Genomic DNA, 26203 nt, shown 5'->3' with positions numbered 1-26203 from the left:
AAAACAAAATAAACCCCGCATGCCTCGTTCCTAGAATGTGTTCATGACGATCAGCCGGGATTGGCCCGGCGTACACATAGGAGCACGGCACAAATGGACAGGACCGAACGCGAGGCAGCCCTGCAGTATCACGAGTTTCCTACGCGGGGGAAGATATCGGTGAGCGCAAGCAAACCGCTCGTCACGCAGCGCGATCTCGCACTCGCCTATACGCCGGGCGTGGCGGTCGCATGCGAGGAAATCGCGGCGGACCCGCGCGAGTCGTTCCGCTACACGAGCCGAGGAAACCTGGTCGGCGTGATCACGAATGGCTCGGCGGTGCTGGGTCTCGGCAATATCGGTGCGCTCGCGTCCAAGCCGGTGATGGAGGGCAAGGCGGTCCTGTTCAAGAAGTTCGCGGGCATTGACGTCTTCGACATCGAAATTACAGAGAGCGATCCCAATAAGCTCGTGGATATCATCGCGAGCCTCGAGGCGACATTTGGCGGCATCAATCTGGAGGACATCAAGGCGCCCGATTGCTTTATCGTCGAGCAAAAGCTGCGCGACCGTATGAAGATTCCCGTTTTCCATGATGACCAGCACGGTACTGCGATCACCGTATCGGCCGCGTTTCTCAACGGTCTGAAAGTGGTGGGCAAGGACATCTCGAAGGTGAAGGTCGTCACTTCAGGCGCAGGTGCCGCGGCGCTCGCGTGTCTCGAGCTGATGGTCGGTCTCGGACTGCCCCGCGAAAACGTCTGGGTGACCGACATCGAAGGTGTGGTCTATCAAGGACGCAAGGCCGCGATGGACCCCGACAAGGCGCGCTTTGCACAGGCGACGTCGGCGCGGGTGCTGTCCGATGTCATCGAAGGTGCCGACGTATTCCTTGGGCTTTCGGTGGGCGGCGTGCTGACGGCGGAAATGGTGAAACAGATGGGGCCGCGTCCGCTGATTCTCGCGCTCGCCAATCCGACGCCGGAAATCTTTCCGGAGAAAGCGCGCGAAGCCCGTGATGACGCGGTCATCGCGACGGGCCGTTCGGACTATCCGAACCAGGTCAACAATGTCCTGTGCTTTCCTTATGTGTTCCGCGGTGCGCTGGATGTTGGTGCGACCACCATCACGCGGAACATGGAAGTGGCCGCCGTTCACGCGATTGCCGGCCTCGCGCAAGAGGAACCGAACGACTCCGTCGCGGCCGCGTATGGTGCGTACGATCTTTCCTTCGGGCCGCAGTATCTGATTCCAAAGCCGTTCGATTCCCGGCTTATCGTGCGCATCGCACCCGCCGTCGCAAGGGCCGCGATGGAGGACGGCGTGGCTACGCGCCCGATTGCCGATTTCGATGCTTACGCGGATCAGCTTCAGCAGTTCGTCTATCACTCCGGCGCGTTCATGAAACCGTTGTTCGCCGCCGCGAAGCAATTCGTGCGCGAGGGTGGCAACTCGCGCATCGTCTTCACGGAGGGCGAGGAGGAACGTGTTCTGAGGGCGGTTCAGGTGATCGTCGACGAGAAGCTGGCGCGGCCGATTCTTGTCGGCCGACCGGAAGTGCTGCTATCGAGAATAGAGAAATTCGGCCTGCGGCTGAAGCTCGGCGAGGACGTCGAGGTCACGAACCCGGAAAACGACGAACGCTTTCACCAATACTGGACGACGTATTGGGAACTGCGGTGCCGCGATGGGATCACGAAGGAAATGGCGCGGGTTGAAATGCGCCGCCGCCTGACGCTGATCGGCGCCATGATGGTGCGACTGGGCGACGCGGACGGGATGATATGCGGGACCGTCGGTGCTTATCACAAGCATCTGCGCTTCATCGACGAAGTGATCGGCAGGAAACACGACGCACAAACTTATGCGGCGATGAATATCCTGCTGCTCGACAGGCGCACGCTGGCACTCGTCGACACACACATCAACGACAACCCCACGGCTGAACAGATTGCGGAGTTCACGGTTGCGGCCGCAGCGCAAATGGCATGGTTGAATCTGTCGCCCAAAGTTGCGTTGTTATCGCGTTCGAATTTTGGCTCGGGCAGTTCTGCATCGGGCGAGAAGATGCGGAAAGTACTGGCACTCGTCAGCGAACAGGCGCCCGACATCGAGATCGACGGTGAAATGCACGGAGATTGCGCGCTGGATGAAGCGCTGCGTCAGCGTGTTTTACCCACGTCGCGACTGAAGGGCGCCGCCAATCTGCTGGTCTGTCCGAATGTCGATTCGGCAAATATTGCGTATAACCTGCTGAAGACGGAGGCAGGAAGTAATGTTGCCGTGGGGCCGTTCCTGCTCGGCGTCAATGCACCCGTCAACATACTGACGTCCAGTTCGACGGTTCGTCGGATCATCAATATGGCCGCGCTCACGGTGTTGCAGGCAAATCGCGATTAAGTACAAAAGCAACGGTCCTCTGGACCAATGCCAGTTGCCGCTGCGCGCTCGACGACGTGAGCGCGATGCCAGCGCGGTTCAGATGGTGGCGGGGCCGTTTTGCCAGTTGCTGCGGTATGAAGGAACGACCTGGCGACGAGGCGCCAGTCGCGACGACGTACTATCATGCAATGAAGGGAAGTCCACGTACTATGACCAAGTCGCTTAAGACAGGATTGACGCTTCCTGCCGTGGTACTTTTGCTCGCTGGCTGTGTCGTCGGCGGCATGCCATATACCGGGCGGCATCTCAGCCCGGCGGAGTGCCGCGACCTGGCGGCGCTCAAAACCAACGCGCCTCCGACCTTGGCACAGCACCAGAACGAACTCGCGGCCTTGAGGAAAGCAGGTTACGACCCGTCGCCGTGGAATGACGACCCTTACTACCCGGATGATCTGCAAGAGGCCCAGCGCCTGGTCGACTATTGGTTCCAAACTGAGTGCCTGCCGCATTGATTGCGGTTGGCCCGGCGTCTTCGGCTATCAGCCGCTTACTGCGGCTTCGTCAAATCCTGCCCAATTGCTGCGACGACCGCCTGTTCGCAATCCTTGAGGCCTGTCACCGACTGATCGAACTGCTCGGTCAGCGTGCCGAAGCTGCCATAACGATATTTGGCGTCTGCTTCGATATGAATCGAATTGGCCTTGATGTCCCAGCCGCAAGCGAATGTCTTGAAGTACATGTCCTGCCTGGACTTAGAGTCGAGCAGGCGCGCACGGATAACGACCCACGGAATGAAGTCGCTCGTGTCCGGTGGGGATGCATAGCCAAAGGAAGTAATCCACACGTTCAGGATGGCATCCGCGTCGGTCTTGATATCTGAGAAGTCGTCCGACTTGCCATCGCTTGCGAGCTTGACGCTCTGGCCGTGCAGCGCAACGATCTGATAGCCGGCATTGGAAAGTCGCGCTGTAAGGCCATCGTCAACAACCGGAGCGAAAACGATCTTTTCGCTCGCCACACGCTGCGTGTACGTACTCGTATGATTGGCGTTGACCCCTGCTTGCACCAATCCGCCAATCAATCCAAATGCTCCAGCAGCGCCACCGAAGTTGACCACGCTCTCTCCGCGCGGTTCCTTGACGTCCAACATGGCGATCGTATGGAGCTTTTGTCGATTGCTGGCGGCAAGGTCGGTTTTCGGAAGCGAAGTGCAACCGGTGAGCAGTGTTGTGACGACAAAACCCGCGGCGAGCACGAACTTTGAAAGTGCTTTGGTCTTCATGATTGTGTATTTATGGATTGAGAGCGTCGACGCCCAGCGCCTTTTTGAGTAATGGCCATCCCTGGAAATCAGGGACCGGCAAGCCATTTATCGGCATCACTGGTATGAACTTTAGAATTGCGACGGAGCTAGACCCGCTTTCTGATCCATGAAGACATCGAACACTATTGCGCGTGTCCGCACTCGACAAACAAAGTTTTACACGGCGCGACGGGCTGTTTCCGGACCGAAGCCAGCCATCTATTCGCAGCCTCTCGATTGCTCGTCGGTTTGCGACCGACCTCGTCGTCGTCGGGGATTGCTTTAGGAGCGACGCGGCTTGGCCTCAAGCTGCTACGTCACCGCCCAGCGGTTCGGCAACTTCATGTCGTCGGCCCTGGTTCCGATGCGGATCGGCAGCACCCTATGCATGGCTCATGGCATGGCTGCATCGCAGTCTTTTGGCCTGGTGATGTTCTGCGTCGCAGGGCGCCATGGCGAGTCCGGGTGAACTTCCCGCGAGGTCGACGATTATTTCGTCTCACCCAGCAAGTCGGCGCGTTCGCGCTGCTCCCGTATTTGACGTTAGAGGCGTTTTTTGAACTTTCGCACCAACATAACGGCGCCCGCGTTTGCAAAGTCTCGTGTCACCGTCGCATGAGGCCCATCACGAGCGTGACGAGGAAAATCACAACGAATATGACGAAAAGTATTTTTGCGATGCTGGCTGCACCCGCAGCGATGCCGCCAAAGCCGAACGCTGCGGCAATGATCGCAATGATGAAAAATACAAGGGCGTAATACAACATGATGTCTCCTCCTCCCATCGCGGGCAGCTCGCGTTATATGCACGCTTGACGTTTTAGTTGAGCAACTCCCGTTCCTCACCGGATGGAGCAGGCATATGAATGCCACGAACGGAATCAGCCAGCTATCGCAGTACTCCGGGATTGCCGCGGGGTGGCGCTTCCAGTCATGGATGGTCCGACGAATGACCACCATGCGGTCAACGTTTCCATATCGTCGTCAATCTCGCGGCAAGGAAGGCGCGGCGACTCATGATGCGTGTCTGGCATATTCGTTGCGCTTCGGGAAATGCCGGCTTGCGAAATCTGGCACCCCACCGGGGATAGCGCAGATTCGCCCAACGGCGTTGCCGCGAGTTTGCGGTCATTCAAGGGAGGCAATCATGAAAGCAACGAAGACAGTAATCGTCTGTCTTGCATTGGCGCTAGCGTCGGTCGGCGCGGCCTATGGGCAGGGCGGTGGAGGCGGTGGAGGCGGTGGGACGAGCGCTGGTGCTGGCGTGGCGGGAGGAGCCAACGGAGCGGGCCAGGGCGGTGCGGGAATCAGTGCGCCGAACACAGGCGCCACCAGTGGTTCGACTTCCATGTCGAAAGGTTCGACGGCGAGCTCGCCAACCCGACTCCCTCAGAAAGGCCCACACGCTAAAGGCGCGTCGGACACGGCTGCATCAGGCGCGCAGTAAAGGCGCGTCAACGGAGGACCAATGACTCAGTCATGCATTGCCATAACCGTCCGGCGCGAGGACCCTGCCTCGCTTGATGGACAAATCCTGCTTGATGAACTCAGCGCCACGCTGGCGGTATTTTCAGGCGATGGCGGGCAGTCGAGGTTTTGTCTCGCCGACTTTCACTCATCGAAAGGAAGGTTTTACGTTGCCCGCACCCTCGTCGGGGAACCGGTTGGATGCGGCGCATTCTGGCATTTCGACTCGCGCACGGCGGAACTCAAGAGAATCTACAGCAGGCCGCATTATTCAGGCGTCGGCAAAGTGATTCTGCAGCAGCTTGAAGTCAACGCGGCAGCCGCCGGCTATCAAAGGCTGGTCCTCGAGACTCGCGCGGTAAACAGGCGCGCAATCCGATTTTATGAGCGCAACGGCTTCAGGGCGGTTCAACGGTACGGGTCCTATGTAGAACAGTCCGACGCGTGCTGCTTCGAAAAGATGCTCCTTACCGCAGGAGGTGAAGAGGCTGGTTGGCCGACCGGCAGGCAAGGTGGCCCAGATCGTTCAATGCGCGAACGCGGTTGCGGCGAGGCCGATCGAATTGACCGTCGTCAATGAAGCTGAATATCTGGAGCATTGCCGACGCTACGCTTGACCGGCAGAGCAAACAGGTCAGATAGCGAGATGAACGAATGCGACCTGAGCCAACTCGTCCGGACAGAATTGCACGAAGAGAATTCTTCGCAATATGTGGGCTCATGACATGAGCAGCCGGTGGAACTCCTCGCGCACCCGTCGCGCCCGTACTCCTGTGGATGAGCCCGGAACGTTCCCCGTTCTGATCGAGCCACAGCTCGCTACGCTGGTCGATCGCGCACCGGCAGGCGGCGACTGGTCGTACGAAATCAAGTTCGACGGCTATCGGATGATGGTCCGCATCGAGCGTGGCACCGTCCAGATTTTTACCCGCAACGGACATGATTGGACTTCACGTATGCCCGGTCTGACCGACGCACTCTCGGTATTGCCAGTCGAGGAGGTGTGGCTCGACGGCGAGGTGGTCGTGTTGGACGCGGCGGGTCGCCCCGACTTCAATGCACTTCAAAATGCCTTTGACCGGCGCAGCACTGCGGACATAGTCCTATTCGTCTTCGATGTCCTCTGGCTGAACGGCACCGATCTGCGTGAACACCCGTTGCGTGTCCGTCGCAAGCTTCTTCGCGCATTGATGCATGAAACGGACGCCGATGTGTTGCGATTGTCGGAAGATTTCGCGAAAGACCCGGTGTCGCTGGTCGCTTCAGCTTGCCGCATGAAGCTCGAAGGGATCATCGGCAAGCGTGGCGATGCGCCATACCGCTCCGGACGATCTACCGAGTGGATCAAGCTCAAATGCAATTTGCGCCAGGAGTTCGTGGTCGGCGGCTTCACCCGGACCAAAGGTGCGCGCTCAGGTGTTCATTCCCTTCTGCTCGGCGTGTACGAACAGGATGGGTCATTGCGCTACGCGGGCAACGTCAAGCCATACTTGTCCAGTCGCGCCGCCGATGCCTTCCTGCGGCGCGCCAGTACAGTCACCGCTCGCGAAACAGCGTTCTACAACCCGCCCAAACCGGAGAAAAACCGCGACTGCCTCTGGTTGGAGCCGTTGCTCGTCGTCGAGTGTTCGTTCCTCGAATGGACGCCCGCTGGCGAAGTCCGACATCCAGTTTTTCACGCGATCCGGGAAGACAAGGCCGCGGGCTCGATCACCGAAGAGCCGATGATCGCTGTCGAGTCAGACGAAACGGTCGAGGCCGATGCGGGTTCGACTCGCCAGCGTCCAGGGCCGAAAGGAGCCGTGACGATCGGCGGCATCCGGATATCCAACCCCGAGCGGGTCATGGATGAGGTGACCGGGCACACCAAGCGCGACATGGTCGAGTACTACGCTGCGATATCCGAATGGGCGTTACCGCATCTGCATAACCGGCCGTTGGCGTTGGTTCGTGCGCCAAACGGAATTAAGGGCGAATTGTTCTTCCAGAAACACAGCGAAAAGTTCCAGATTCCCGGCGTCGAAGAACTGCCTGCCGAATTGCATCCGAGGCATCCGCCGCTGCTAGTTGCCAACAAACCGGAGGCGCTGATCGGTCTCGCCCAGATGGGCGTTGTCGAACTGCACTGTTGGAACGCCGCAGCACCCGACTTGGAGCATCCCGACAGGATCATCTTCGACCTCGATCCCGACCCGAACCTGCCATGGAGTGCAATGCTCGAAGCGGCCGAACTGCTGAAGGTCGTACTCGACGAGATAGGTCTGCGGTCATTCCCGAAAACCAGCGGAGGCAAAGGATTCCATGTCGTCGTGCCGTTGACGCGACGTCAGGCGTGGAGTGAAGCAAAGGAGTTCGCGCAGGCGGTCGCTCGTCACATGTCGCGGGTGGTGCCAGACCGCTTTTCGGCGGTTCTCGGCCCGAAAAACCGTATCAACAGGATCTTTATCGATTATCTTCGCAATGGCCGCGGCGCGAGCACCGTTGCCCCTTTCTCGGTCAGGGCCCGTTCCGGAATGGCAGTTTCGATGCCGGTCTCGTGGGACGAATTGCGGCGAGTCGGCCGAGGCGACGAATGGACCATGCGCAAGGCGATCGAACGTCAGCGTTCCCTCAAGTTCGATCCATGCGAAGACTACTGGCGCACGCGGCAGGGAATCACCGCCGCAATGCGCCGCGCCGTGGGCATGAAGCGCTAGCTGCCGCGCTGCTCGGTGCTTTTCACGTTGGCTGAAGCGAACCGGTGCGCGCAGCCGACCCCTCGTGTGTTTGAGCAGGAGGGCGGCTGGCCCTGGGGCTTCAGTGCGAGTTGCAAAGTCGCCAGCGGGACCCCGGCGGCCGCAGCGCGAACGCCCCACAGTCTTTCAGGTTTGCGCAAATCTGCACCAGGAGTGCTGGCGGCGGATCGGCCGCGACCAGCAATGCGTGGCCGGCACGCCTGTCCTCACTTATGCTAGCCACGAAACAGTCGGCTTGCGGCTCGATGAACCGGTTGACGGCGATCAACCCCCATTCCCCGTGAGCCGCATATTCCGCATGATCCATTTCGTGCGTCGGGAGCACCCATTTCGCGGCGCCAGGCGAAGCCGCGAGTGAGAAAACGAACACGTCCAACTCGCACAAATCGGACTCGGCGAGAGCTTGGCGTGCGTCAGAAGCATCGCGATAAGAGCGAAATATTGCGCTCAGATACTCGGCCATTTGGCGCCCCCGTCCTTTTCTATCGCTTAAGCGGGAAGCACGCTCTGTGCCGCGTTCCGACCTTCGGTACATATCTTCAGCGGCTACGCCAGTCCCCGAACGTCAGCTACATCGCACAGCAGGCGCGGGTGTCTGGGATCGGACACGTCGATCTGGTTCCACGAAATCCGATGATGCCGCCAGCGCCCCTTGCGCTGCGCCACGTCACGCAACAGCCTTGGCAGCCAGCGTACGGCGAGCCGCTCGACCAAGGCACTCGGACCGATGTGAAATTCGCTGATCATCCAGGCGTCGTGGTCTTGGACGAGCTTGATTGCCTCGATGCGGCCTAGTGATGAGCCGTCTGGCGTCAGCACTTGCCGACCAACGATCAGATCGATGTTGATCTGCGCCATCATCGCGATCCCGGAATGCGCTCGACGACGTGCTCGCGTAGCCAGCGCTGCCAGTTGCCAAGCGGGGTATCGCGCGCATCCAGGTCCACCTCGATGTCGACCCCCAAGCGACGGACCCGACTCCAGGGAATCCGGTACGGTTCGACGTAACGCGCGCCGCCGATTTTGCCAGCGAGTCGCGCGACCCGACGCCCGGCTTGCTCGCCAATGCGTCGCGCCATCGCGACCGAACCTGTCTCGAGCGCAACCAATTCTGGCGGCCGACCCGGCCGCAATTCGGCGACGATACCGTCGACCCGCCCCATCTTCGCACCATAGCGATCGACAAGCTGTTTATCGAGCACGTCTCGAACAAGATCCATTACGTACCTCCGAGTATCTGCAGTGGCACTGTGACGATCGCCAGCACGAAGCTGAGCGCGACGATCGCGATGACAACAAGATTGGAAAATACGCCGTTGCAGTGACGCCCGAGATAGCTCTCATCGTTCATCAACGCCAGGAACGGAATCACGGTGAGCGGCAAGCTCAGTGCAGTCAGAGCCATGGAGAATACGGTTAGCTTGAGCGGGTCGATGCCGGCCGCGATCGGTATCGCACTGACCGCAAGCGCACACGTGTAGACGAGGCTGAATGCCGGGTCCTCGCGCGGCTTGCGGTTTTCGCCCCAGTTCCAGCCGAAGCCCTGGGCAAAGAAGTACGCCTGCTCGAGCGCGATCTCCAGCGTCGCGCCGAAGCACGCGAAGGACAGCGACGCGATGAACAGAATGAATCCCCAGAAGCCGAAGACCGCGACGAGCATCAGTGGCAACTGGTGATAGCTGTCGACGCGCGTGATGCCGTACGCGCGAAACACGCATCCGGCGGCGATCAACACGGCTAGCGATATGACGCCGCCAAACGCCATGCCGAGGCCGGCGATCGCGCGGTTCGCGCCAAGATAGCTCCGGTCCCAGCTGTCCTCGATCGCGCCGGACGAATAGAACAGGAACAGTGATGGCGTTATCGACGCGCCGAGAATGCTCACGACGGTGAACCAGTAGTTCGCCGCATCGTTGCGCGGCAAGCCAGGCATCGCGCCCAACGCTACCTGATGCCAATCGGGCCTCAGCACGACTGCTGCCGCGACAAAGCTCAAGGTGACGAGGCCGAGCAGCGACATGCCTTTTTCGATCAGCCCGAACGTGCTACGCCACAGGACAAACCATGCCAGCACCGCAACCGGCACGGCCCACCATTCGTGTCTTACCCCGCTGGCCAGTTCGAGCGATACACTGACGCCTCCGATCTCCGCCGACAGCACCAGGGCGTTGACGATGAGCGTCGTGACGAAGGGGAAAAGGAAGAATTTGATGCCAAACCGGTCACGAATTCCGTCGGCGATCGTATGGCTGCTCACCGCGGCGAATCGTCCCGACATCTCGGTCAGAAAGACGATGCATACCGTGCCGACGACGATCGGCCAAGCCAGCTGGAAACGGAACGCGGCGCCTCCCTGCGCCGCCGTCGACAGCGACCCCATCTCCAGAAAGCCCCCAACGCTCGTCACAATGCCGAGAGAAATCTCGAGCAGCTTTTTCATCCGTCCCGCTCCCGCTGAGCACAGCGATGCCAAAGCATCGCTCGTTCCCGCGTGACCGGCCAGTTTGCAGACAACGCATGAGCGGTCCTTCCCGGAATACCGGGAAGGACAGGACCACCGAGAGGCGCACTCTCGCGGCAGGACCGCTGCCGCAAGGCGGCCGCTTCGTAGGCGGATCTGGAAGCATTGCCCAGACGGAACGAATCTGAACATCACGCACGTGTGCGCGGCGCGAGGGCCGTTAGCGCGACCGGTGCATTGGGCGAAGTGGGGATGTTCTCCTTCCGTCACGACGATGGCGCTTGGTACATCTTCCCGCCGGATGAGCCGCGCCCTTCGATCGGCGCGTTGCGCACGGCCGCCTGAGAGCGCACAAGCTCCTGTCCTGTCCTGTCCTGTGCTGCTAGCGGCCTGTCCCGGAAGCCTTTTCGATATCCTCGAGAAGTCTCAGTACGGTTTCGCTGCCGCCGCGTTCCCAGCAATTGGTGTGATCTGCACCCTCCAGCATCAATAGTCGCCGCGGCGCGGCAGTGTGCGCATATAGGTGGGCGAAATGCTGCGGTGGGATCACGTTGTCATTTGTTCCGCCATAGATCACGACGGGCACCCGCACCCGCGCGATCTTCGCGAGATTGTCATACTGATCGCGAACCAGCAGGCCCACTGGCATGAACCAGAAGACCCGTGCCGCGACATCTGCGATCCGAGAAAAGGGCGCTTCGAGGATCAGGCCTTCGATCCGCCCAGGAGCCTGTGCTTCTGCCGCGAGTTGCACCGCCACGCCGGAACCGAGCGAATAGCCGTGCAGAACGATGCGCGCATTCGTACGCTCGACGAAGCGAAGTGCTGCGCGCCCATCCTCGTAAAGGCCCGCTTCGTGAGGTATGCCGGAATTGCCTCCGTAGCCGCGATACTCGGCGAGGTAGACTCCGTAGCCACGGTCGAGCAGTGCGCGCGCGATATGCCCGCGTTGCGAGAGGTCTTCGCCGTTGCCGTGAAAAAGCACCACGGTCAAGCGTCGTGACGATGCCGGCGCTTTGTACCAGCCATGCAGATCGAGCCCGTCCGCTGTGGTGGCGGTGACTACCGACATGTCGGCGAGCCCCGCTTCGTTCGGCTCACGCCGCCGCCATTCCCCCGGGTAAATCAGGCGTCCCTGCATCCAGAAAAGTGTGGCGGCCGCCGCGCCGTATGTCGCGGCGCAGGCCCCGAAAAACCAGGCCAGCAGCGCGGTGGCGCCGGTCATGAGACCTGCTCGGCGCGTGGCAGCGTCGCGGCGACGCCATACCGGCTGCCGTGACGCAGCAGGGCGGCGTTGAATGCTTGCACGCTCAGCGGCGCCGGTAGGGGCATGCGTGGCCTTTCGCTGCCGCGTCGAGCGAGTGCTTCGTCGAAGCGCACAAAGGTGGCAAAGTCGCGAGGAAAGCGTTTCGCATCGACGCCGCACAGACGCGCGTCGGGCGAGGAAGACGCGATGATCGTTTGCCATTCGCGCGCGGGCACCACGCCGACGCCTTCGGTGCCGTGCGAAAACAGCATCAGGTCAATGTGTTCGAAACGGCCTTCCCGTTGAAGCAGCCGCGTGAGGTTTCGCGCCGATGGCTCGGTGCAGAACACCAGCCAGAACGGCAACGCGCCAAGATGCATCGTCGTGTATGGATCGAGCAGCACGAAGCTATCGACGACGAGATGCCACGGCTCGATACCTTCATCGCAGTACCATTCGCGCAGCGTGTCGAACGCGAAAAAGCTCAGCGATTCGGGTTCCTCGAAGCGAAACTCGACTAGGCGCCAGTCGGCCTGCTGCGCGAGGGCACGCAGAGAGTCGAGCAGGCTCATGTCGAAGCCCCATTCGGCTTCAGGCGCGAGCGCATCTGGCGAGGGCGGATCCCAGCGGGTGCGGGCGCTGCCATAACGGGCCAGGTATTCCCGCACACGCGGGCCGCCACTGAAGTATTCCTCGCGTGTCGCGCCACCCGCCGCGCCAAACTGAAAGAAGGCGCGCTCGCCGATACGCGTGACGGGCCACTGCAAAGTGCATATGTCTACATACAGCGTCGCGCCGGCGGGCAGACTGCGTAGCAGGAACTCGCGAAACCCGAGTGCCAGCGCGCGCTGCTTGATGCGGTAGTAGCTCATCGTACGCAACATGAGCCGGTCCTGATTTGGATCGTGCATATGGTGAACGGCGATTCGTCCGTCTGCCGCGAGCAGCGCCTCGCGCGCATGTCTGCCGTCGCGCAGGCCTGCTGCGGCATCATCGGGATCGCTGCCGGGCGCACGGACGGGGCAGAGAAAGGTCTGCGGCAGCCAGGGCGCGCCCATGGCGGCGGCCAGATGCACGAGCGCGCCGTTGGACGAGCCAACGAAGGCGGCCGGGTACTGGCGGCGCGGATAACGATCGGCAAGCCACGTCGCTATGGTCTCGATGTCAAGGCGCCGCGCCACGCGCTCACCTATCGCCTCGGTTGCGCCGCCCATGGAGTACGCCCATTCGCGAGCGAACCGAGGCAGGAGATTGATCAGCGGCATGCTGCGGTCGAGCAGTGGTGACCCGCTCGGGCTGCTAAAAGGCTTGCCGTGCAGGCAGGCGCCCAGTGCACCGACCATCGCGGCGGCCGAATCGAATCGCGCAATTCCTCGCGGTGCGCTGCTCATGGCTGCTCCATTCGCCCGGAAGGTTCGCCGGGTAACGCGTCGACGAACTGACGGATCGCCAGCGCAAGACTGTGCGGATACACATAATTCAGAGTGTGTGTGCCGCCGTCGATGATGACCAGTTGCGCGCAGCGCAGCCGCGCGGTCACCTCGATGGCCCACTCGCGCGGCGACACAGGGTCCCGGGAGCCGCACACTACGAGGACGGGAGCGCGAACGAGCGGGAGCCGGTTCTCGATGCGATCACGAATCATGATGCGCATCGTGGCCAGTGCGCGCAGCAGTCCGGCCTTGGCGTAATCGATGCGCCCTGGCGCGGCCGGCGAATGAGGCCGCTCGCGGCGGCCGTTGACCAAGGCGCGCCAGATTTGGACCGGCAGATGCCGGGCCCGGCGATCCGCGGTGGGCCCTTGCAGCACCAATGCCTTGACGTCGCCGGGATGACGCGCGGCGAGTTCGGTCAGGATCTGGCAGCCGAACGAATTGCCCACAAGAACGGCCGGTCGGAGCCCGGTGGCAACCAGCCACAGGTGCAAAGCATCGGCGAGACCGGGCAGATCGAGCCAGCGGCCGCACAAGGCGCTTTCACCGAAGCCAGGTAGATCGGGAGCAAACACTGGAAACCACCTGGCTAGCGCTAGGGCAAGCGGTTCCATGTAGCGGCTGGAGACGACGAGACCGTGGACGAGTATCACTGGCGGGCGAGCGGCAAATCCATTCGTGGCGGTGGCGTCGGTCGGGCTTGCGGTCCGCGCGAACATCCTGTAAGGACCCGCCTGCACCCAGCGCCCTCGAATTCCAGAGAGCCGGCTTTCCTCAGTAAGCTCCGGCGTTTGACGCAGGCGCCCCCAGTAGTGGAGCAGCGCCACCGCGGCGGCACTCCCGGCGATGGCGCTGGCAACCAGCGCGATCTTGCGATGCATACGCGTATCGCCCGGTTCCGTGCGGCCGACATCGCAGTGATCGTCGTGAGAACGGGTCCCAGGGTACGCGGCCCGTGCGCTGCTTGTGTTGGCCCGACTTTGACTCATCCGTCATCCTTGGAGCGGTGGTGGCAGATTGAGCGCGGTTGCAGTGGTCCTCTCCTGCGCACTGTTGCGACCGGGCACTGCCACCATGCCCGCGCGCAATGCGCGGCATCGTGGGTGCGCAACCGGCGTGCCACGAATGCCGCTCGTTAGCGATTGCGAGCTTGTCAGGGCCGGTGCATGTCGCTTCGCGATTTCGCTAAGCCGTCCGTAAATGTCGAGAGGGACGCAGAATCAGAATCTGCGATCGGCGGGGCGAGCGTCGAGGCTAGGGGCATGGAACTTGCGGTACCCACCTTGAAATTTTCTCCGTGCATACTATTCTAAATTCCGCTCAGGCAGCCGCGCCCGCCATGCGGCGCGCTGCGTGTTTCGATTTGTTTGCCGCAGCCCGGCAGACGGACTGGAGCGCGTAGGCCGGTTCGTTTCCGTGCTGCATCCAAGGAGGAAACGATCATGAGTGACCTTTACTTCGGGACCGACCTGTTCAGTGAGGTCGACCGTCTGCAACGGCAGATGGCGAGCCTCTTCGGCGGCTTCCCTTCCAGTATCCGTTCAGGCCGCGCTGGCGCCTTCCCGCAGATCAACATCGGTTCGACCGACGACTCGATCGAGATCGTCGCGTTCGCGCCCGGGGTCGATCCGGCCAAGCTCGACGTATCGCTAGACAAGGGGTTGCTGACCATCAGCGGCGAGCGCGCGAGCTCGCAACCGGAGACCCGCGGCGACGATGCGCGCACCTATGCGCAGGAGCGATTCGCTGGCGCGTTCCGGCGCGTGGTCGAGCTCCCGCAAAATGCGGACCCTGGCAAGGTCAGCGCGCGGTACACCAATGGATGCCTGATGGTGAGCATCGGCAAAAGCGAGGCGTCAAAGCCGCGGGCGATCACCGTTCAGTGAGCGGCTGGCAGAACTACGGAGGACATCATGAACGACACGACTGAACTCGCCAGAAAGGACCAAACGGCGGTGGCCCAGCGCGACGGTGATGCGTCGCAACGCCGGATCACGTTGACGCCGCCGGTCGACATCTTCGAGGACAGCCACGGCATCACGCTGTGGGCGGATCTGCCGGGCGTGACCAGGGAGCGGCTGGACGTCAAGGTCCACGATGGCAACCTGTACATCGAAGCAGAGGCGATGGTGCCGACACCGGCGGAACTGCGTCTGCAGCATGCGGAGATCCGTCAGCCTCACTTCGCGCGGGCGTTCTCGATGAGCGCCGACTTCGACGCGTCGAAAATCGAAGCCAATCTGAAGGACGGTGTATTGAAGCTGACGATACCGCGCCGCGACGAAGCGCGACCGCGCCGCATCGAGGTGCGTACCGACTGAAGTCGGCAGGGGGAGGGGGACAGCAGTAGCAAGAAGCTGGATGCTGTCCTCCGGCCACCGCCTTTCGGCTGTCGAGTCGAAGCAGTCGCGGCGCGGAGACCGGAATCCCGTTTCGTCGCTGATAGGAAAGGAGCACATGATGAACACTGATCCGAAAAAATGGAACCCCTTCAAGTTCCTTCGCGGAGCCGCCCGCAAATCCGATGCGGACGACACAGACGGTCGGCGCGCGGATGAGTGGCGGGCCGCATGGCCTGACATTCCACGACTATCTCTTCGTGAACCGTGGCGTGCCGTGGAGGAATTTTTTCGTGACCCATTTGCAGGCGGAGGTGCGTTTGAACGATGGTTTGGCGACTTCAGTTCGTCGCGCTTCCAGCCGCGCATCGACGTCGTGGACGAAGGGCCGGTGCTTCGCGTAACTGCGGAACTGCCCGGGATGGGACGCGAGGACTTGAACGTGAGCGTCGAGGAAGGGGCGATCGTGCTGCGCGGCGAGAAGAAGCAGGACGTGCGCAGCGAGGAAGACGGATGCTATCGGTTGGAGCGAGCCTATGGAAGCTTCGTGCGCAGAATTCCGATGCCGGACAATGCCGATCCAGACCATGCATTGGCAAAGTTTGACAACGGCATTCTTACATTGACCGTGCCGAAAACGGAACCGGCGCGCTCCACTAGTCGGACCATCGATATTGGGTAGCACCCAGGCCAGAATTGCCCGGCAGCGAGGACTTTCTGGCTGGCCGGGCCGTTAGCTCAATTGGTAGAGCGGTGGCGGCGTGTGCGCAATCGGGAGCAACCTGGCTTCACGAAAGCCTTGGCATTCGCGCACGTCGAATCCGTGAGAATCTTGACGCATGCGGGGTACTCGCAAAGCGGCTGTTTGCGCTTATCAGATTCCGCTTGTCGGGTCGATGTCGAGTCGTCGCACCCGCACGTTTTCCGCAAGCCGTGTGTTGACGAGTTCTCTGCATAGCCATTTCACCGGTTCGCTTGCCACGGGGAACGGGCATCCTTTCTCCCGGCGGCATCGGCCGGTCGATCTTTCCAATCGTCACGCAGTGAGCAATCCGCGACATGACTCGTTGAATGCCGACGAATGTATGGCGATCGCGCATCCGGCATGCCACGGCACGACACAACGGCATGCCCGATTCGGATTCCTTGGCTTTAGTGCGTCGGTGCTCAGCCGGAGGCGTGAAGCGAGGGCTTATGGAGAACCTCTAGTGCGGTCCCGGGAATAACCCCTGCTCATTCCAGGTGATGCTGCCGCGAGACTGACGTTCGGCAGTAGCGGGCTGTCGCAAGTGACGAAGCGACTGCGGCGTTGCGCCCGACAGCCGGCGACATCGATCCAATGGAATGGAGGCGAACCATGAAGTTCACGACAAAAGCGATGCTGGCTTTTGCGCTGGTGACGGCACTGGCGGGCGGCGCCTATGCGCAGGGTGGCGGCGCAGGCGGAGCGGGCGGGGCCGGCGGCGGAGGCGGAGCTGGGAACGGCGTGGCCGCTGGCGGCGGCAATGCTGGAGGCGCCGGAGGGATGGCAACGGGTGCGACAGGAACCGGTGGCGGTATGGGAACCGGAACTGGCGCTGCGCCTGACAACCCGTCGAGGGACCGGTCGAGCGGGATGAACAATAGCACCCGTCCCAACACCGGCCACGGCACAAACGACAATGCGGATGGCAAGCAGCAAAACGGCCAGTGATGAATCGAAGCATCAGACCCACGGACCAATGTGACAGGCACAAATCGAAGGTAAATCACAAGATGGCGAGCGCAGGCAGACCATTCGACCGGTACGCCTGCGCTGTGTCCTCATGGTTTACTGTTGCGTAGCCTTCTTATTGCCGGCTCTTTCCGCAAACTCGGTAAGCTTGAGGTCCGTGGCCTTTTCTTCGTCCAGCGTCTCTGTCAGCAGTTTCACGGCTTCGGTGAAACCCAGTTGCTTGCCAATGGCGCACAGACTACCGTAGGTGGCGATCTCGTAGTGTTCGACCTTCTGCGCGGCAGCCACGAGGCCCGCATCCAGGACCGGACCTTTTTCGATCTCGTCGATCAGTTCCTGTCCTTCTTCTATCAAACCCTCCATCGCGATGCACTTCATTCTCTTCAGGCGGATGTCGCAAGTTTCCACCACCTTGTCGATCCGTTCGACCTGTCCTTGCGTTTCTTCAAGATGAGTCTTGAATGCGTCGCTCAGCGCCGGGTCGGAAGCGGCGCGGGAGAGTTTCGCCAGTGCTCGCGTCAGTTGCTTCTCCGCGCTATAGATGTCGGAAAGCATGTGCACGAACAGATCATCGACCGTCTTTCGCTGTGACATTTGTGAGCTCCTAAAAGGTTGTTTAGAGCCCTCACTGGCGCAACGAGTATGCCCGAGACAGACCGCATCGGCTGCGTGTCAAGAGGACGAGACTTGCTTGATGTGAGGGGAATTGCCAACGCTTAGAAGTTGACGTCGAGCCATGCCTTCGCCCAGGCCACACCGCGCTCGTTTGCGGAAGCCTGGGTATCGAAATAGCCGATGTCGGTGAAGCGAAAGACTTCGCGATTGTCTACGTAGTTTTGAGGGCGGCGCTCAACCTCCACGCGAGCGTGGTAGTGAAAGCCTCTCTTCTCCGGTGAGGAACGAATCACCCACTCTCGATGCGTCACCTGCCATGATACGTCGGTCATTCTGAGTTGTATGGGCGCCTTCCCGTTTGCCAGGTGCGACCAATCTCCGTAGTAAGTGGGTCTTCTACGCGGCGTGAACCGCTAACCGGATCGATACGTTCGACCATGAGCCATTAGCGCCCAGATGGTGCACTCGATCTTGTGGGCCAGCGCAACGCGCCGGTTCCACGAACGCAGCAAACTCCCGGCCTGAGAGGGTATCCATCGAGCCGACGCTCATTGGCTGCAGCCATAGTTCCTCTCTGGCCTCTATGCTTCGATGCATGTTTCCGAGCAGTCAATGTGCCTCGGCGGTTTGCATGTGCCTGTCCGAAAGACGCGGTCAACGACGCACACGCGTGAGCGGATTTCCGGCCACCCTCGAAAATGGGGACGTTTGCGCGGGAGCCCTTTCCTGGCTAGGGGGCGTAAAGATCTTTGCGCTTTCCACCTTGCGCCGTGACGCGTTATATCGGCGTGTCTGCGCGATGAACGGGTAGGGACCACGCGACACGTCGAAATGGGTCCGTCAGCTGTCCTCTCGTCGGCGATTTGTTCTCTCGGGGTTGCGAGAGAGACAACCTGATCGCTTCAACAGTGGCATCGCCTTGCTTCTAATTTTTGTCGCCAGTGCTGCCATTCTTGGCATCTTCCTGCGGACGTTGAAGGGATTGATGTCTGGCGACTTGCGCATCCTGACTGCCTGGATGTTGTCTATGCCCGGAACGCGCGGCTCTATGAACGCCGCGGACAAGCCATCTAGTCGGTCGACAAACACTGCTTCGTCGGCCGTTATGTTCAGTCTCATCGCGGCTGGCCCTTCACTCAACCAGCTAGAACGGACCTGCGCCAATCAAGGTTCACTCAGAACGATGAACTTGTGAACATTCTCGTAAGGATGTTGCTCACAACCGCTTCGGCTGAAGTCTTCGACAGCTCGTTGGGCATGGCAATGGTGAAATAGAGGACGTCGTCCATCAATGCGATCGTGGCAAGTGCCTGGGCGGCACAGGCTCCTGGCACTTGCATGTTGACGTGCTTGCAGAACTGCTCGATGAAGGAGGCGATCATCTCGCGCTTTTCTAGCCAAAGGACGTTCATCTGTTGTCGGAACTTCGCGTCACGCATGGCATGCAGGCGTGCCTCGGCCCACATGACGTAGTTGTTGTCGTCGCGATAACGCTGCGCGTACAACAACGTGAGCTGCTTTCGCAGGTCCTGGCCGGACGAACCGGCCTCTAACAGCTTCCGCAAGTTTTCCTGGATGTTCTGGTGATCGAGACGGAGCAGTTCGACGAAGAGGTCGCTTTTGCTGTCGAAGTTCGAGTAGAACGCACCACGGGTATAGCCGGCCCGGGCGGCGATATCCTCTACGCTCGTGGCGGCCAACCCCTTCCTGGCAATGCTCAAGGCCGCTGCGCCGAGCAGGCGCCTGCGGGTCTCTTTGCGGGATTCTTCCCGGGTCAATCGTTTGCGTGACATGCGATAAGGCGGTGTAGACGAAACGCTGCGCTTCCAATTCTTGATGGCAAGTGACTGGCGGGACCTTTCGACAGGTAGCCGCTCCGCTGCGCGGGCGAAGCGGAGTCCTCATCAACGGCCATCGAAGAACAAAGATTGCGAAATTTCCGGCGCCGCTTTGCGTGCTTTCGGCGCGTGCGCTAGCTACCTGGTGGCAACCGTCGCTTCGGATTCGCTGGGTTGCCAACCACCCCCGAGCGCCCTGAAAGCAGCGACTGCCGCGCGGGCTGACTCCGTTTGTGCCTGCACTCGCCCGTCGGAAGTGCGTAGCAGGCTGTCGTCGGCTTGCAGGACTTCAATCAGACTGACTACGCCTTTTTGATAGGCTGCAAACGAGGCAGCTCTTGCGCGGCCGAGCGAGTCCACGCCCTGCGTGAGCGCAGCAGCCTGTTCCTCGCGCTTGACCAGTGCCGAAAAAGCGTTCTCCACGTCCTCAGTCGCATGTAATGCGGCAAGCCGATAGGCAGCCAGCATCTCGGCCTCCTGACCCTTGGCCTGGCTGATCTGCGCATTGATCCGGCCGAAGTCGAACAAACGCCAGCGCAGACCCAGCACGCCGGCGGCCTGGCTGGCGCCGCTCGAGAACAGATTGCCGCTGGCCACGGATGTCGCGCTGCCGATCAGCCCACTGAGGGAGACCTTGGGGTAGTACTCGGCGATGGCCACGCCAATACGCGCATTCGATGCGGCGAGGTGTCGCTCGGCCACGATCAGGTCTGGCCGCCGCCTGAGCAACTCGCGCGGCGATCCGGTGGCTCCGATCTGCGGGGGGGCGGGGATGTCGCCAGCTTCGAGCAGCTCGGCCCGATGTACGCCGGGCTGCGCGCCGAGCATCACATCCAGTGCGTTCATGGCCGCGTCGAGGCCAGTCTCGAGGACCGGGACCGATGCCTGGACCTGGGCAAGCGCCCCCTCGGCCTGTCTTACCTGAAGCTCGGCTGCCAACCCCTTGCCATACAGAAGGTTGATGGTGGAGAGCAGATCCTGCTGCGTCTGCACCTGTCGCCGCGCGACGTTCAGACGGGCTTGCAATCCGCGGATGCTGATATAGATGTCGGCGGTCTGTGCCGCCACGGCCAGGCGTGTGGCCGCGGCGCCGGCTTCCGACGCCTCGTACTCGGCGAGCGCCGCTTCCCGTCCACGACGCAGTCCTCCGAACACATCCAGTTCCCAGCTCGCGCTGAGATTGGCTTCGTACTCGTTGCCGTAGCGGTCGAAACCGGGCGTCGAGTTCAAAACTCGCCCGAGGGGCGTTTCAACGGACTGGTAGACCCTGGCTGCCTGGCCGCTGACATTGCCGGAAGGCAGCAGCGCGGCATTCGCCGCTCCAAGTGCTGCACGTGCCTGGGCGACACGAGCAGAAGCTTGCGCGAGGTCAAGGTTCTGCTCTAGCGCAAGCGCGACGAATCGCGTCAGTTGCGGATCGCCAAACGCCGTCCACCAGGTCACGAGGTCCGCAGTGGCCGTTGCATGCCGATGATCGACCGCTGTTTGGCCCATGAACCGCTCCGGCATCGGTACATCGGGCCGAACGTAATCGGGACCTACCGCGCAGCCTGCCGAAAGGCTGGCGACGATAAGCATGGCAAGGGTGCGTTTGGGCAGCATGAGCTTCTTCCGGGCGACGAGGGCGAGTAAAGGTGATCATAGGTGACTATAATACAATTTAGTCACTTGTTGTCGATTTCTGGGGGCGGCGGTAAGCTAGGAACCATGAAAAATGCAGCCACCTATCCCATTTCGGCCCGCGGCCCAGCCGACCATGACGTGCGCGATCAGATCGTTGCCGCGGCCACCGAGCACTTCAGCCGGTATGGCTACGAGAAAACGACCGTCTCTGATCTCGCCAAGTCCATCGGCTTTTCCAAGGCGTACATCTACAAGTTCTTCGAGTCCAAGCAGGCTATTGGCGAGATGATCTGCGCGAACTGCCTACGCGAGATCGAAAGCGAGGTCAAAGCTGCCGTCGAAGAGGTCGACCGGCCGCCAGAGAAACTGCGGCGGATGTTCAAGGCGATCGTCGAGGCGAGCCTTCGCCTGTTCTCCCAGGACCGCAAGCTTTACGAGATTGCCGCGTCGGCCGCCACCGAGCAATGGCAGGCGACGCGCGCCTATGAAGAGCGCATCCAGAAGCTGCTTCAGGACATCCTCCAGGCGGGGCGGCAAAGCGGGGACTTCGAGCGCAAGACGCCGCTGGACGAGACCGCGATGGCGATCTACCTGGTTTTACGCCCGTACCTCAACCCGTTGATCCTGCAGCACAGCTTCGATTACACCGAGGAGGCGCCGGCGAAATTGTCCAGTCTGGTGCTTCGCAGCCTCTCACCTTAACGCGCAGCAGTAGTGACTATTGACTCTATTGGTCACTAGAACCATAATGGGATCCATCATCTTTTCGTCGATGGGTCTTTCATGCTTGCGCGCCGCCTCGCTACCTCAGCCGTCGTCTTCGCCCTGCCGTTTGCGCTGGCCGCTTGCGGCGCAAAAGCACCGCCCGATCCGCGCACGGAGGCGCCGCTGGTGCGTTCCGCCATCGTTCGGGACGCACCGCCTGCCTCGCGCTCATTTACCGGAACCGTAGCCGCCCGGGTGCAGAGCGACCTGGGGTTTCGGGTCTCCGGCAAGGTGCTAGAGCGGCTGGTCAATGCCGGGCAGAGCGTCAGGCGCGGCCAGCCGCTCATGCGCATCGACCCCGTCGATCTGAAGCTGGCCGCGCAGGCGCAGCAGCAGGCCGTCGCTGCCGCGCGGGCACGGGCGCAGCAGACGGCAGAGGATGAAGCGCGCTACCGCGATCTGCGCGGCACGGGCGCCATTTCCGCCTCGGCCTACGACCAGGTCAAGGCCGCGACCGATGCTGCCAAAGCCCAGCTCAGCGCAGCCGAAGCCCAAGCCGACGTCGCGCTCAATGCGAGTCGCTATACGGAGCTGGTGGCCGACGCCGATGGTGTCGTCATGGAAACGCTGGCCGAGCCCGGGCAGGTCGTCAACGCCGGGCAGACCGTGGTGCGCCTGGCTCACGCAGGACGTCGCGAGGCCGTCATCCAGTTGCCGGAAACCCTGCGCCCTGAGGTCGGTTCCGTCGCGCAGGCAACGCTCTTCGGCAAGCAGGACGTCACGGTTCCCGCCGAATTGCGGCAACTATCCGATGCTGCGGACCCGCTCACCCGCACCTTCGAGGCTCGGTACGTGCTCGACGGCACGCTGTCCGATGCACCGCTAGGAGCAACGGTCACCATCCAGATTCCGGATGCGCAGCGTTCCGTGCAAAGCGCGCTGAAGGTGCCGCTTGGCGCCCTTTTCGACGCGGGCAAGGGACCGGGAGTATGGGTCGTCGACGGCGAGCCGCCAAAGGTCTCCTGGCGCCCGGTCACGGTCGAGCACGTGGATGACGACGACGTCCGCATCAACGGCCAGATCAAGCAAGGCGACCGGATCGTCGCGCTCGGCGCGCATCTGCTACGCGAAGGTGAACTGGTCCGTGTGGCGGGCCAGGCTCCCGTGACCGCAACCGAGGGAGCCCGTCCGTGAGCGAAGGTCGTTTCAACCTTTCCGCGCTCGCTGTGCGCGAGCGCTCCATCACCCTGTTCCTGATCTGCCTGATCTCGCTGGCCGGACTCGTTTCATTCTTCAAGCTCGGCCGCGCCGAAGATCCCGCCTTCACGGTTAAGGTGATGACCATCATCACTGCCTGGCCGGGGGCCACCGCGCAGGAAATGCAGGACCAGGTCGCCGAAAAGCTCGAAAAGCGCATGCAGGAGCTGCGCTGGTACGACCGTACGGAGACCTACACAAGGCCGGGCCTCGCCTTCACGACCTTGACCCTGCTCGACAGCACACCGCCTTCGGAAGTGCAGGAACAGTTCTACCAGGCCCGCAAGAAAATTAGCGACGAGGCAGGCAACCTGCCGCCTGGTGCGATCGGGCCGATGGTCAACGACGAATACGCGGACGTCACCTTCGCGCTGTTTGCGCTCAAGGCCAAAGGCGAACCGCAGCGCCTGCTGGTACGCGACGCCGAGACGCTGCGCCAGCGGCTGCTGCACGTGCCGGGGGTGAAGAAGGTCAACATCATTGGCGAGCAGGCGGAGCGGATCTATGTCGAGTTTTCGCATGACCGTCTGGCAACGCTGGGCGTCAGTCCGCAGGACGTGTTCGCCGCGCTGAACGGCCAGAATGCGCTGACGCCCGCCGGCTCGGTGGAGACCAGGGGCCCGGAGGTGTTCATCCGCCTCGACGGCGCGTTCGACGCGTTGCAGAAGATCCGCGATACGCCGGTCGTGGCGCAGGGACGCACGCTGAAGCTATCGGACATTGCCACCGTCACGCGTGGCTATGAAGATCCGGCGACGTTCCTGATCCGCAACAACGGCGAACCTGCCCTGCTGCTGGGCGTCGTAATGCGCGACGGCTGGAACGGCCTCGACCTGGGTCGCGCGCTGGACCGCGAGGTGGGCGCGATCAACGGCGGGCTGCCGCTCGGCATGAGCCTGACCAAGGTCACCGACCAGGCCGTCAACATCAGTTCGGCGGTCGATGAGTTCATGGTGAAGTTTTTCGCGGCCCTGCTGGTGGTCATGCTGGTGAGCTTCGTGAGCATGGGCTGGCGCGTGGGCCTCGTGGTTGCCGCGGCCGTGCCGCTGACCCTGGCGGTGGTCTTCCTGGTGATGCTCGCAACTGGCAAGAACTTCGACCGCATCACGCTGGGATCGCTGATCCTGGCGCTGGGCCTGCTGGTGGACGACGCCATCATCGCCATCGAAATGATGGTGGTGAAGATGGAAGAGGGCTACAGCCGCGTTGCCGCCTCCGCTTATGCCTGGAGTCATACCGCGGCGCCCATGCTCTCCGGCACGCTGGTCACGGCGGTCGGCTTCATGCCCAATGGCTTCGCCCGATCCACTGCGGGCGAGTACACGAGCAACATGTTCTGGATCGTTGGGATCGCGCTGATCGCATCGTGGGTGGTCGCCGTGGTGTTCACACCTTACCTCGGCGTCAAGATGCTGCCCGACTTCAAGAAAGTCGAAGGTGGCCACGACGCGCTTTATGACACGCCGCGATACAACGGTTTCCGTCAACTGCTGAAGCGCGTCATTGCGCGCAAGTGGCTCGTCGCCGGTTCGGTCGTGGGCCTCTTCGTGCTGGCCGTCCTTGGCATGGCGGTAGTCAAGAAACAGTTCTTCCCGATCTCCGACCGCCCTGAAGTGCTGATCGAGGTGCAGATGCCGTATGGCACATCGATCACTCAGACCAGCGCCGCCACAGCGAAGGTCGAAGGCTGGCTGGCCAGACAGAAGGAAGCGAGAATTGTCACCGCCTATGTCGGTCAGGGCGCACCGCGGTTCTACTTCTCGATGGGACCGGAGCTGCCCGATCCGTCATTTGCCAAGATCGTGGTGCGAACGGATAACCAGGACGAGCGCGAGGCACTCAAACAGCGGCTGCGCCAGGCAATCGCCGATGGGCTTGCCCCTGAGGCGCGCCTGCGCGTCACGCAGCTCGTATTCGGCCCCTACTCGCCGTACCCGGTCGCTTACCGGGTCACGGGTCCGGACACGGACAAGCTCCGCGGCATCGCGGAGCAGGTTCAGCAGGTGATGGATGCGAGCCCGATGATGCGCACCGTCAACACCGACTGGGGCACGCGCACGCCCACGCTGCACTTCACCTTGCAGCAGGACCGGCTGCAGGCCGTGGGGCTGACATCGAGCGCGGTCGCGCAACAACTGCAATTCCTGCTCACCGGCGTGCCTGTCACCGTCGTCCGCGAGGACATTCGCACGGTGCAGGTCATCGCGCGCTCGGCCGGCGAGGTCCGGCTCGACCCGGCGCGGATCGGCGACTTCACGCTGGCTGGCGCCAACGGCCAACGCATCCCGCTGTCGCAGGTGGGCAAGGTCGACGTGCGCATGGAGGAACCGATCATGCGCCGGCGCGACCGGATGCCGACGATCACCGTGCGCGGTGACATCGCCGATGGCTTGCAGCCGCCAGACGTATCGACGGCGATCACGAGGCAGCTTCAGCCCATCATGGACAAGCTGCCGGACGGCTACCGCATCGAGCAGGCCGGCTCGATCGAAGAATCAGGCAAGGCGACGACAGCCATGTTGCCGCTCTTTCCCATCATGCTGGCGGTCACGCTGCTCATCATCATCCTGCAGGTGCGCTCGATCTCCGCGATGGTCATGGTCTTTCTGACCAGCCCGCTGGGACTGATCGGTGTCGTGCCAACCTTGATCCTTTTCCGGCAGCCGTTCGGAATCAATGCGCTGGTCGGCCTCATTGCGCTATCGGGGATAGTGATGCGCAACACGCTGATTCTGATCGGCCAGATTCACCAGAACGAACAGGCCGGGCTGGATCCGTTCAATGCCGTGATCGAGGCAACCGTGCAGCGTGCGCGGCCCGTGATCCTGACCGCGCTGGCGGCGATCCTGGCGTTCATCCCGCTGACCCATTCGGTGTTCTGGGGGACGCTCGCGTATACGCTGATCGGTGGCACTTTTGCAGGAACGATCCTGACGCTGGTGTTCCTGCCGGCCATGTATTCCATCTGGTTCAGGATTCGGCCGGGCGATACGACTAATCTGCGCAGAGGTAGGCATGAGCAGGCGCAGCCTGCGAAAGAAATGCCGCAGGATGTGCTCGCTGCCAGGCAATGAACCTTGGTTGCAAGATCAATCGGAGCGGCTGA

Annotated in this window: 24 protein-coding genes; 11 read left to right on the top strand and 13 right to left on the bottom strand. The window is 61.8% G+C overall.

Annotated elements, in window-relative coordinates:
• Window positions 1–93: 93 nt before the first annotated feature.
• Together AB3X95_RS09465 and AB3X95_RS09460 are read left to right on the top strand one after the other, a co-directional pair.
• Window positions 94–2379 (top strand): NADP-dependent malic enzyme, encoded by a 2286-nt coding sequence (locus AB3X95_RS09465; protein WP_176122079.1) that lies wholly within the window; start codon window positions 94–96, stop codon window positions 2377–2379.
• A 191-nt stretch (window positions 2380–2570) separates the two neighbouring features.
• A complete protein-coding gene (locus AB3X95_RS09460; protein WP_176122080.1) occupies window positions 2571–2873 on the top strand; it encodes a DUF4148 domain-containing protein in 303 nt (100 codons plus the stop codon).
• A 35-nt stretch (window positions 2874–2908) separates the two neighbouring features.
• Here AB3X95_RS09460 and AB3X95_RS09455 read toward each other — a convergent pair whose 3' ends face one another.
• Both AB3X95_RS09455 and AB3X95_RS09450 read right to left on the bottom strand, forming a co-directional pair.
• Window positions 2909–3643: a hypothetical protein gene (locus AB3X95_RS09455; protein ID WP_176122081.1), complete on the bottom strand. Its 735-nt coding sequence runs from the start codon at window positions 3641–3643 to the stop codon at window positions 2909–2911.
• A 626-nt stretch (window positions 3644–4269) separates the two neighbouring features.
• Window positions 4270–4431: a DUF1328 family protein gene (locus AB3X95_RS09450; protein WP_176122082.1), complete on the bottom strand. Its 162-nt coding sequence runs from the start codon at window positions 4429–4431 to the stop codon at window positions 4270–4272.
• Window positions 4432–5132: 701 nt separating this feature from the next.
• Here AB3X95_RS09450 and AB3X95_RS09445 point away from each other — a divergent pair.
• Together AB3X95_RS09445 and ligD are read left to right on the top strand one after the other, a co-directional pair.
• The gene (locus tag AB3X95_RS09445) at window positions 5133–5711 is read left to right on the top strand and encodes a GNAT family N-acetyltransferase (RefSeq protein WP_368621167.1); all 579 of its coding nucleotides are present in this window, start codon (window positions 5133–5135) and stop codon (window positions 5709–5711) included.
• 145 nt (window positions 5712–5856) lie between these two features.
• Window positions 5857–7827, top strand: coding sequence for a DNA ligase D (gene ligD / locus AB3X95_RS09440; RefSeq protein WP_368621166.1), 1971 nt, complete (start codon window positions 5857–5859; stop codon window positions 7825–7827).
• 100 nt (window positions 7828–7927) lie between these two features.
• Here ligD and AB3X95_RS09435 read toward each other — a convergent pair whose 3' ends face one another.
• From AB3X95_RS09435 to AB3X95_RS09405, 7 genes are all read right to left on the bottom strand, one after another.
• Window positions 7928–8329 carry a hypothetical protein gene (locus tag AB3X95_RS09435; RefSeq protein WP_176366497.1) on the bottom strand — a complete coding sequence of 134 codons (402 nt, stop codon included), beginning with the start codon at window positions 8327–8329 and terminating at the stop codon, window positions 7928–7930.
• Between the two features lie 83 nt (window positions 8330–8412).
• Complete coding sequence (locus AB3X95_RS09430) at window positions 8413–8727, bottom strand: hypothetical protein (RefSeq protein WP_260332322.1); 315 nt, start codon at window positions 8725–8727, stop codon at window positions 8413–8415.
• Window positions 8724–9086 carry a hypothetical protein gene (locus tag AB3X95_RS09425; RefSeq protein WP_176122086.1) on the bottom strand — a complete coding sequence of 121 codons (363 nt, stop codon included), beginning with the start codon at window positions 9084–9086 and terminating at the stop codon, window positions 8724–8726. Before AB3X95_RS09425 ends, AB3X95_RS09430 begins: the two co-directional genes overlap by 4 nt.
• Window positions 9086–10306 carry an NRAMP family divalent metal transporter gene (locus tag AB3X95_RS09420; RefSeq protein ID WP_176366496.1) on the bottom strand — a complete coding sequence of 407 codons (1221 nt, stop codon included), beginning with the start codon at window positions 10304–10306 and terminating at the stop codon, window positions 9086–9088. Before AB3X95_RS09420 ends, AB3X95_RS09425 begins: the two co-directional genes overlap by 1 nt.
• Window positions 10307–10709: 403 nt before the next feature.
• On the bottom strand, window positions 10710–11552 hold the full coding sequence (locus tag AB3X95_RS09415) for an alpha/beta hydrolase (RefSeq protein WP_368621165.1): 843 nt from the start codon (window positions 11550–11552) through the stop codon (window positions 10710–10712).
• On the bottom strand, window positions 11549–12964 hold the full coding sequence (locus tag AB3X95_RS09410) for a hypothetical protein (protein ID WP_368621164.1): 1416 nt from the start codon (window positions 12962–12964) through the stop codon (window positions 11549–11551). The genes AB3X95_RS09415 and AB3X95_RS09410 overlap by 4 nt, the downstream gene beginning before the upstream one ends.
• Window positions 12961–13887 carry an alpha/beta fold hydrolase gene (locus AB3X95_RS09405; RefSeq protein WP_368621163.1) on the bottom strand — a complete coding sequence of 309 codons (927 nt, stop codon included), beginning with the start codon at window positions 13885–13887 and terminating at the stop codon, window positions 12961–12963. The genes AB3X95_RS09410 and AB3X95_RS09405 overlap by 4 nt, the downstream gene beginning before the upstream one ends.
• Before the next feature lie 561 nt (window positions 13888–14448).
• On the opposite strand from AB3X95_RS09405, the gene AB3X95_RS09400 reads away from it, so the two are divergent.
• The 4 genes from AB3X95_RS09400 to AB3X95_RS09385 all read left to right on the top strand — a co-directional run bounded on the left by AB3X95_RS09400 (window position 14449) and on the right by AB3X95_RS09385 (window position 17038).
• Complete coding sequence (locus AB3X95_RS09400; RefSeq protein WP_368621162.1) at window positions 14449–14892, top strand: Hsp20/alpha crystallin family protein; 444 nt, start codon at window positions 14449–14451, stop codon at window positions 14890–14892.
• Window positions 14893–14919: 27 nt separating this feature from the next.
• Entirely contained in the window at window positions 14920–15327 is a 408-nt protein-coding gene (locus AB3X95_RS09395; protein WP_176111097.1) for an Hsp20/alpha crystallin family protein, read from the top strand.
• A 139-nt stretch (window positions 15328–15466) separates the two neighbouring features.
• On the top strand, window positions 15467–16027 hold the full coding sequence (locus tag AB3X95_RS09390; RefSeq protein WP_176122214.1) for an Hsp20/alpha crystallin family protein: 561 nt from the start codon (window positions 15467–15469) through the stop codon (window positions 16025–16027).
• A 675-nt stretch (window positions 16028–16702) separates the two neighbouring features.
• A complete protein-coding gene (locus AB3X95_RS09385) occupies window positions 16703–17038 on the top strand; it encodes a hypothetical protein (RefSeq protein WP_368621161.1) in 336 nt (111 codons plus the stop codon).
• Window positions 17039–17155: 117 nt separating this feature from the next.
• On the opposite strand, the gene AB3X95_RS09380 is transcribed toward AB3X95_RS09385, so the two are convergent.
• The 4 genes from AB3X95_RS09380 to AB3X95_RS09365 form a co-directional block, all read right to left on the bottom strand.
• Entirely contained in the window at window positions 17156–17653 is a 498-nt protein-coding gene (locus AB3X95_RS09380) for a ferritin-like domain-containing protein (protein ID WP_176383142.1), read from the bottom strand.
• Between the two features lie 122 nt (window positions 17654–17775).
• Entirely contained in the window at window positions 17776–18006 is a 231-nt protein-coding gene (locus AB3X95_RS09375; RefSeq protein WP_176122095.1) for a hypothetical protein, read from the bottom strand.
• A gap of 843 nt (window positions 18007–18849) precedes the next feature.
• Window positions 18850–19467 carry a TetR/AcrR family transcriptional regulator gene (locus AB3X95_RS09370; RefSeq protein WP_368621160.1) on the bottom strand — a complete coding sequence of 206 codons (618 nt, stop codon included), beginning with the start codon at window positions 19465–19467 and terminating at the stop codon, window positions 18850–18852.
• Between the two features lie 183 nt (window positions 19468–19650).
• Window positions 19651–21114 (bottom strand): efflux transporter outer membrane subunit, encoded by a 1464-nt coding sequence (locus AB3X95_RS09365; RefSeq protein WP_368621159.1) that lies wholly within the window; start codon window positions 21112–21114, stop codon window positions 19651–19653.
• A gap of 105 nt (window positions 21115–21219) precedes the next feature.
• On the opposite strand from AB3X95_RS09365, the gene AB3X95_RS09360 reads away from it, so the two are divergent.
• From AB3X95_RS09360 to AB3X95_RS09350, 3 genes are all read left to right on the top strand, one after another.
• The gene (locus tag AB3X95_RS09360) at window positions 21220–21837 is read left to right on the top strand and encodes a TetR/AcrR family transcriptional regulator (RefSeq protein ID WP_368621158.1); all 618 of its coding nucleotides are present in this window, start codon (window positions 21220–21222) and stop codon (window positions 21835–21837) included.
• 81 nt (window positions 21838–21918) lie between these two features.
• Complete coding sequence (locus AB3X95_RS09355; protein ID WP_368621157.1) at window positions 21919–23034, top strand: efflux RND transporter periplasmic adaptor subunit; 1116 nt, start codon at window positions 21919–21921, stop codon at window positions 23032–23034.
• Window positions 23031–26171 (top strand): efflux RND transporter permease subunit, encoded by a 3141-nt coding sequence (locus AB3X95_RS09350; protein WP_368621156.1) that lies wholly within the window; start codon window positions 23031–23033, stop codon window positions 26169–26171. Before AB3X95_RS09355 ends, AB3X95_RS09350 begins: the two co-directional genes overlap by 4 nt.
• Window positions 26172–26203 lie beyond the last annotated feature (32 nt).

The sequence above is a fragment of the Paraburkholderia sp. BR13444 genome (genome assembly GCF_040948755.1).
Taxonomy (GTDB): Bacteria; Pseudomonadota; Gammaproteobacteria; order Burkholderiales; family Burkholderiaceae; genus Paraburkholderia; species Paraburkholderia youngii.
Note: the sequence above shows the minus strand (reverse complement) of the source record. Positions and strands in the feature narration are given on the sequence as shown.

What these genes read in the sequence shown, in the direction of transcription:
- AB3X95_RS09465 (WP_176122079.1), top strand. Translation starts at nt 94, where the DNA reads ATGGACAGGACCGAACGCGAGGCAGCCCTGCAGTATCACGAGTTTCCT.
- AB3X95_RS09460 (WP_176122080.1), top strand. Translation starts at nt 2,571, where the DNA reads ATGACCAAGTCGCTTAAGACAGGATTGACGCTTCCTGCCGTGGTACTT.
- AB3X95_RS09455 (WP_176122081.1), bottom strand. Translation starts at nt 3,643, where the DNA reads ATGAAGACCAAAGCACTTTCAAAGTTCGTGCTCGCCGCGGGTTTTGTC.
- AB3X95_RS09450 (WP_176122082.1), bottom strand. Translation starts at nt 4,431, where the DNA reads ATGTTGTATTACGCCCTTGTATTTTTCATCATTGCGATCATTGCCGCA.
- AB3X95_RS09445 (WP_368621167.1), top strand. Translation starts at nt 5,133, where the DNA reads ATGACTCAGTCATGCATTGCCATAACCGTCCGGCGCGAGGACCCTGCC.
- ligD (WP_368621166.1), top strand. Translation starts at nt 5,857, where the DNA reads ATGAGCAGCCGGTGGAACTCCTCGCGCACCCGTCGCGCCCGTACTCCT.
- AB3X95_RS09435 (WP_176366497.1), bottom strand. Translation starts at nt 8,329, where the DNA reads ATGGCCGAGTATCTGAGCGCAATATTTCGCTCTTATCGCGATGCTTCT.
- AB3X95_RS09430 (WP_260332322.1), bottom strand. Translation starts at nt 8,727, where the DNA reads ATGATGGCGCAGATCAACATCGATCTGATCGTTGGTCGGCAAGTGCTG.
- AB3X95_RS09425 (WP_176122086.1), bottom strand. Translation starts at nt 9,086, where the DNA reads ATGGATCTTGTTCGAGACGTGCTCGATAAACAGCTTGTCGATCGCTAT.
- AB3X95_RS09420 (WP_176366496.1), bottom strand. Translation starts at nt 10,306, where the DNA reads ATGAAAAAGCTGCTCGAGATTTCTCTCGGCATTGTGACGAGCGTTGGG.
- AB3X95_RS09415 (WP_368621165.1), bottom strand. Translation starts at nt 11,552, where the DNA reads ATGACCGGCGCCACCGCGCTGCTGGCCTGGTTTTTCGGGGCCTGCGCC.
- AB3X95_RS09410 (WP_368621164.1), bottom strand. Translation starts at nt 12,964, where the DNA reads ATGAGCAGCGCACCGCGAGGAATTGCGCGATTCGATTCGGCCGCCGCG.
- AB3X95_RS09405 (WP_368621163.1), bottom strand. Translation starts at nt 13,887, where the DNA reads ATGCATCGCAAGATCGCGCTGGTTGCCAGCGCCATCGCCGGGAGTGCC.
- AB3X95_RS09400 (WP_368621162.1), top strand. Translation starts at nt 14,449, where the DNA reads ATGAGTGACCTTTACTTCGGGACCGACCTGTTCAGTGAGGTCGACCGT.
- AB3X95_RS09395 (WP_176111097.1), top strand. Translation starts at nt 14,920, where the DNA reads ATGAACGACACGACTGAACTCGCCAGAAAGGACCAAACGGCGGTGGCC.
- AB3X95_RS09390 (WP_176122214.1), top strand. Translation starts at nt 15,467, where the DNA reads ATGAACACTGATCCGAAAAAATGGAACCCCTTCAAGTTCCTTCGCGGA.
- AB3X95_RS09385 (WP_368621161.1), top strand. Translation starts at nt 16,703, where the DNA reads ATGAAGTTCACGACAAAAGCGATGCTGGCTTTTGCGCTGGTGACGGCA.
- AB3X95_RS09380 (WP_176383142.1), bottom strand. Translation starts at nt 17,653, where the DNA reads ATGTCACAGCGAAAGACGGTCGATGATCTGTTCGTGCACATGCTTTCC.
- AB3X95_RS09375 (WP_176122095.1), bottom strand. Translation starts at nt 18,006, where the DNA reads ATGACCGACGTATCATGGCAGGTGACGCATCGAGAGTGGGTGATTCGT.
- AB3X95_RS09370 (WP_368621160.1), bottom strand. Translation starts at nt 19,467, where the DNA reads ATGTCACGCAAACGATTGACCCGGGAAGAATCCCGCAAAGAGACCCGC.
- AB3X95_RS09365 (WP_368621159.1), bottom strand. Translation starts at nt 21,114, where the DNA reads ATGCTGCCCAAACGCACCCTTGCCATGCTTATCGTCGCCAGCCTTTCG.
- AB3X95_RS09360 (WP_368621158.1), top strand. Translation starts at nt 21,220, where the DNA reads ATGAAAAATGCAGCCACCTATCCCATTTCGGCCCGCGGCCCAGCCGAC.
- AB3X95_RS09355 (WP_368621157.1), top strand. Translation starts at nt 21,919, where the DNA reads ATGCTTGCGCGCCGCCTCGCTACCTCAGCCGTCGTCTTCGCCCTGCCG.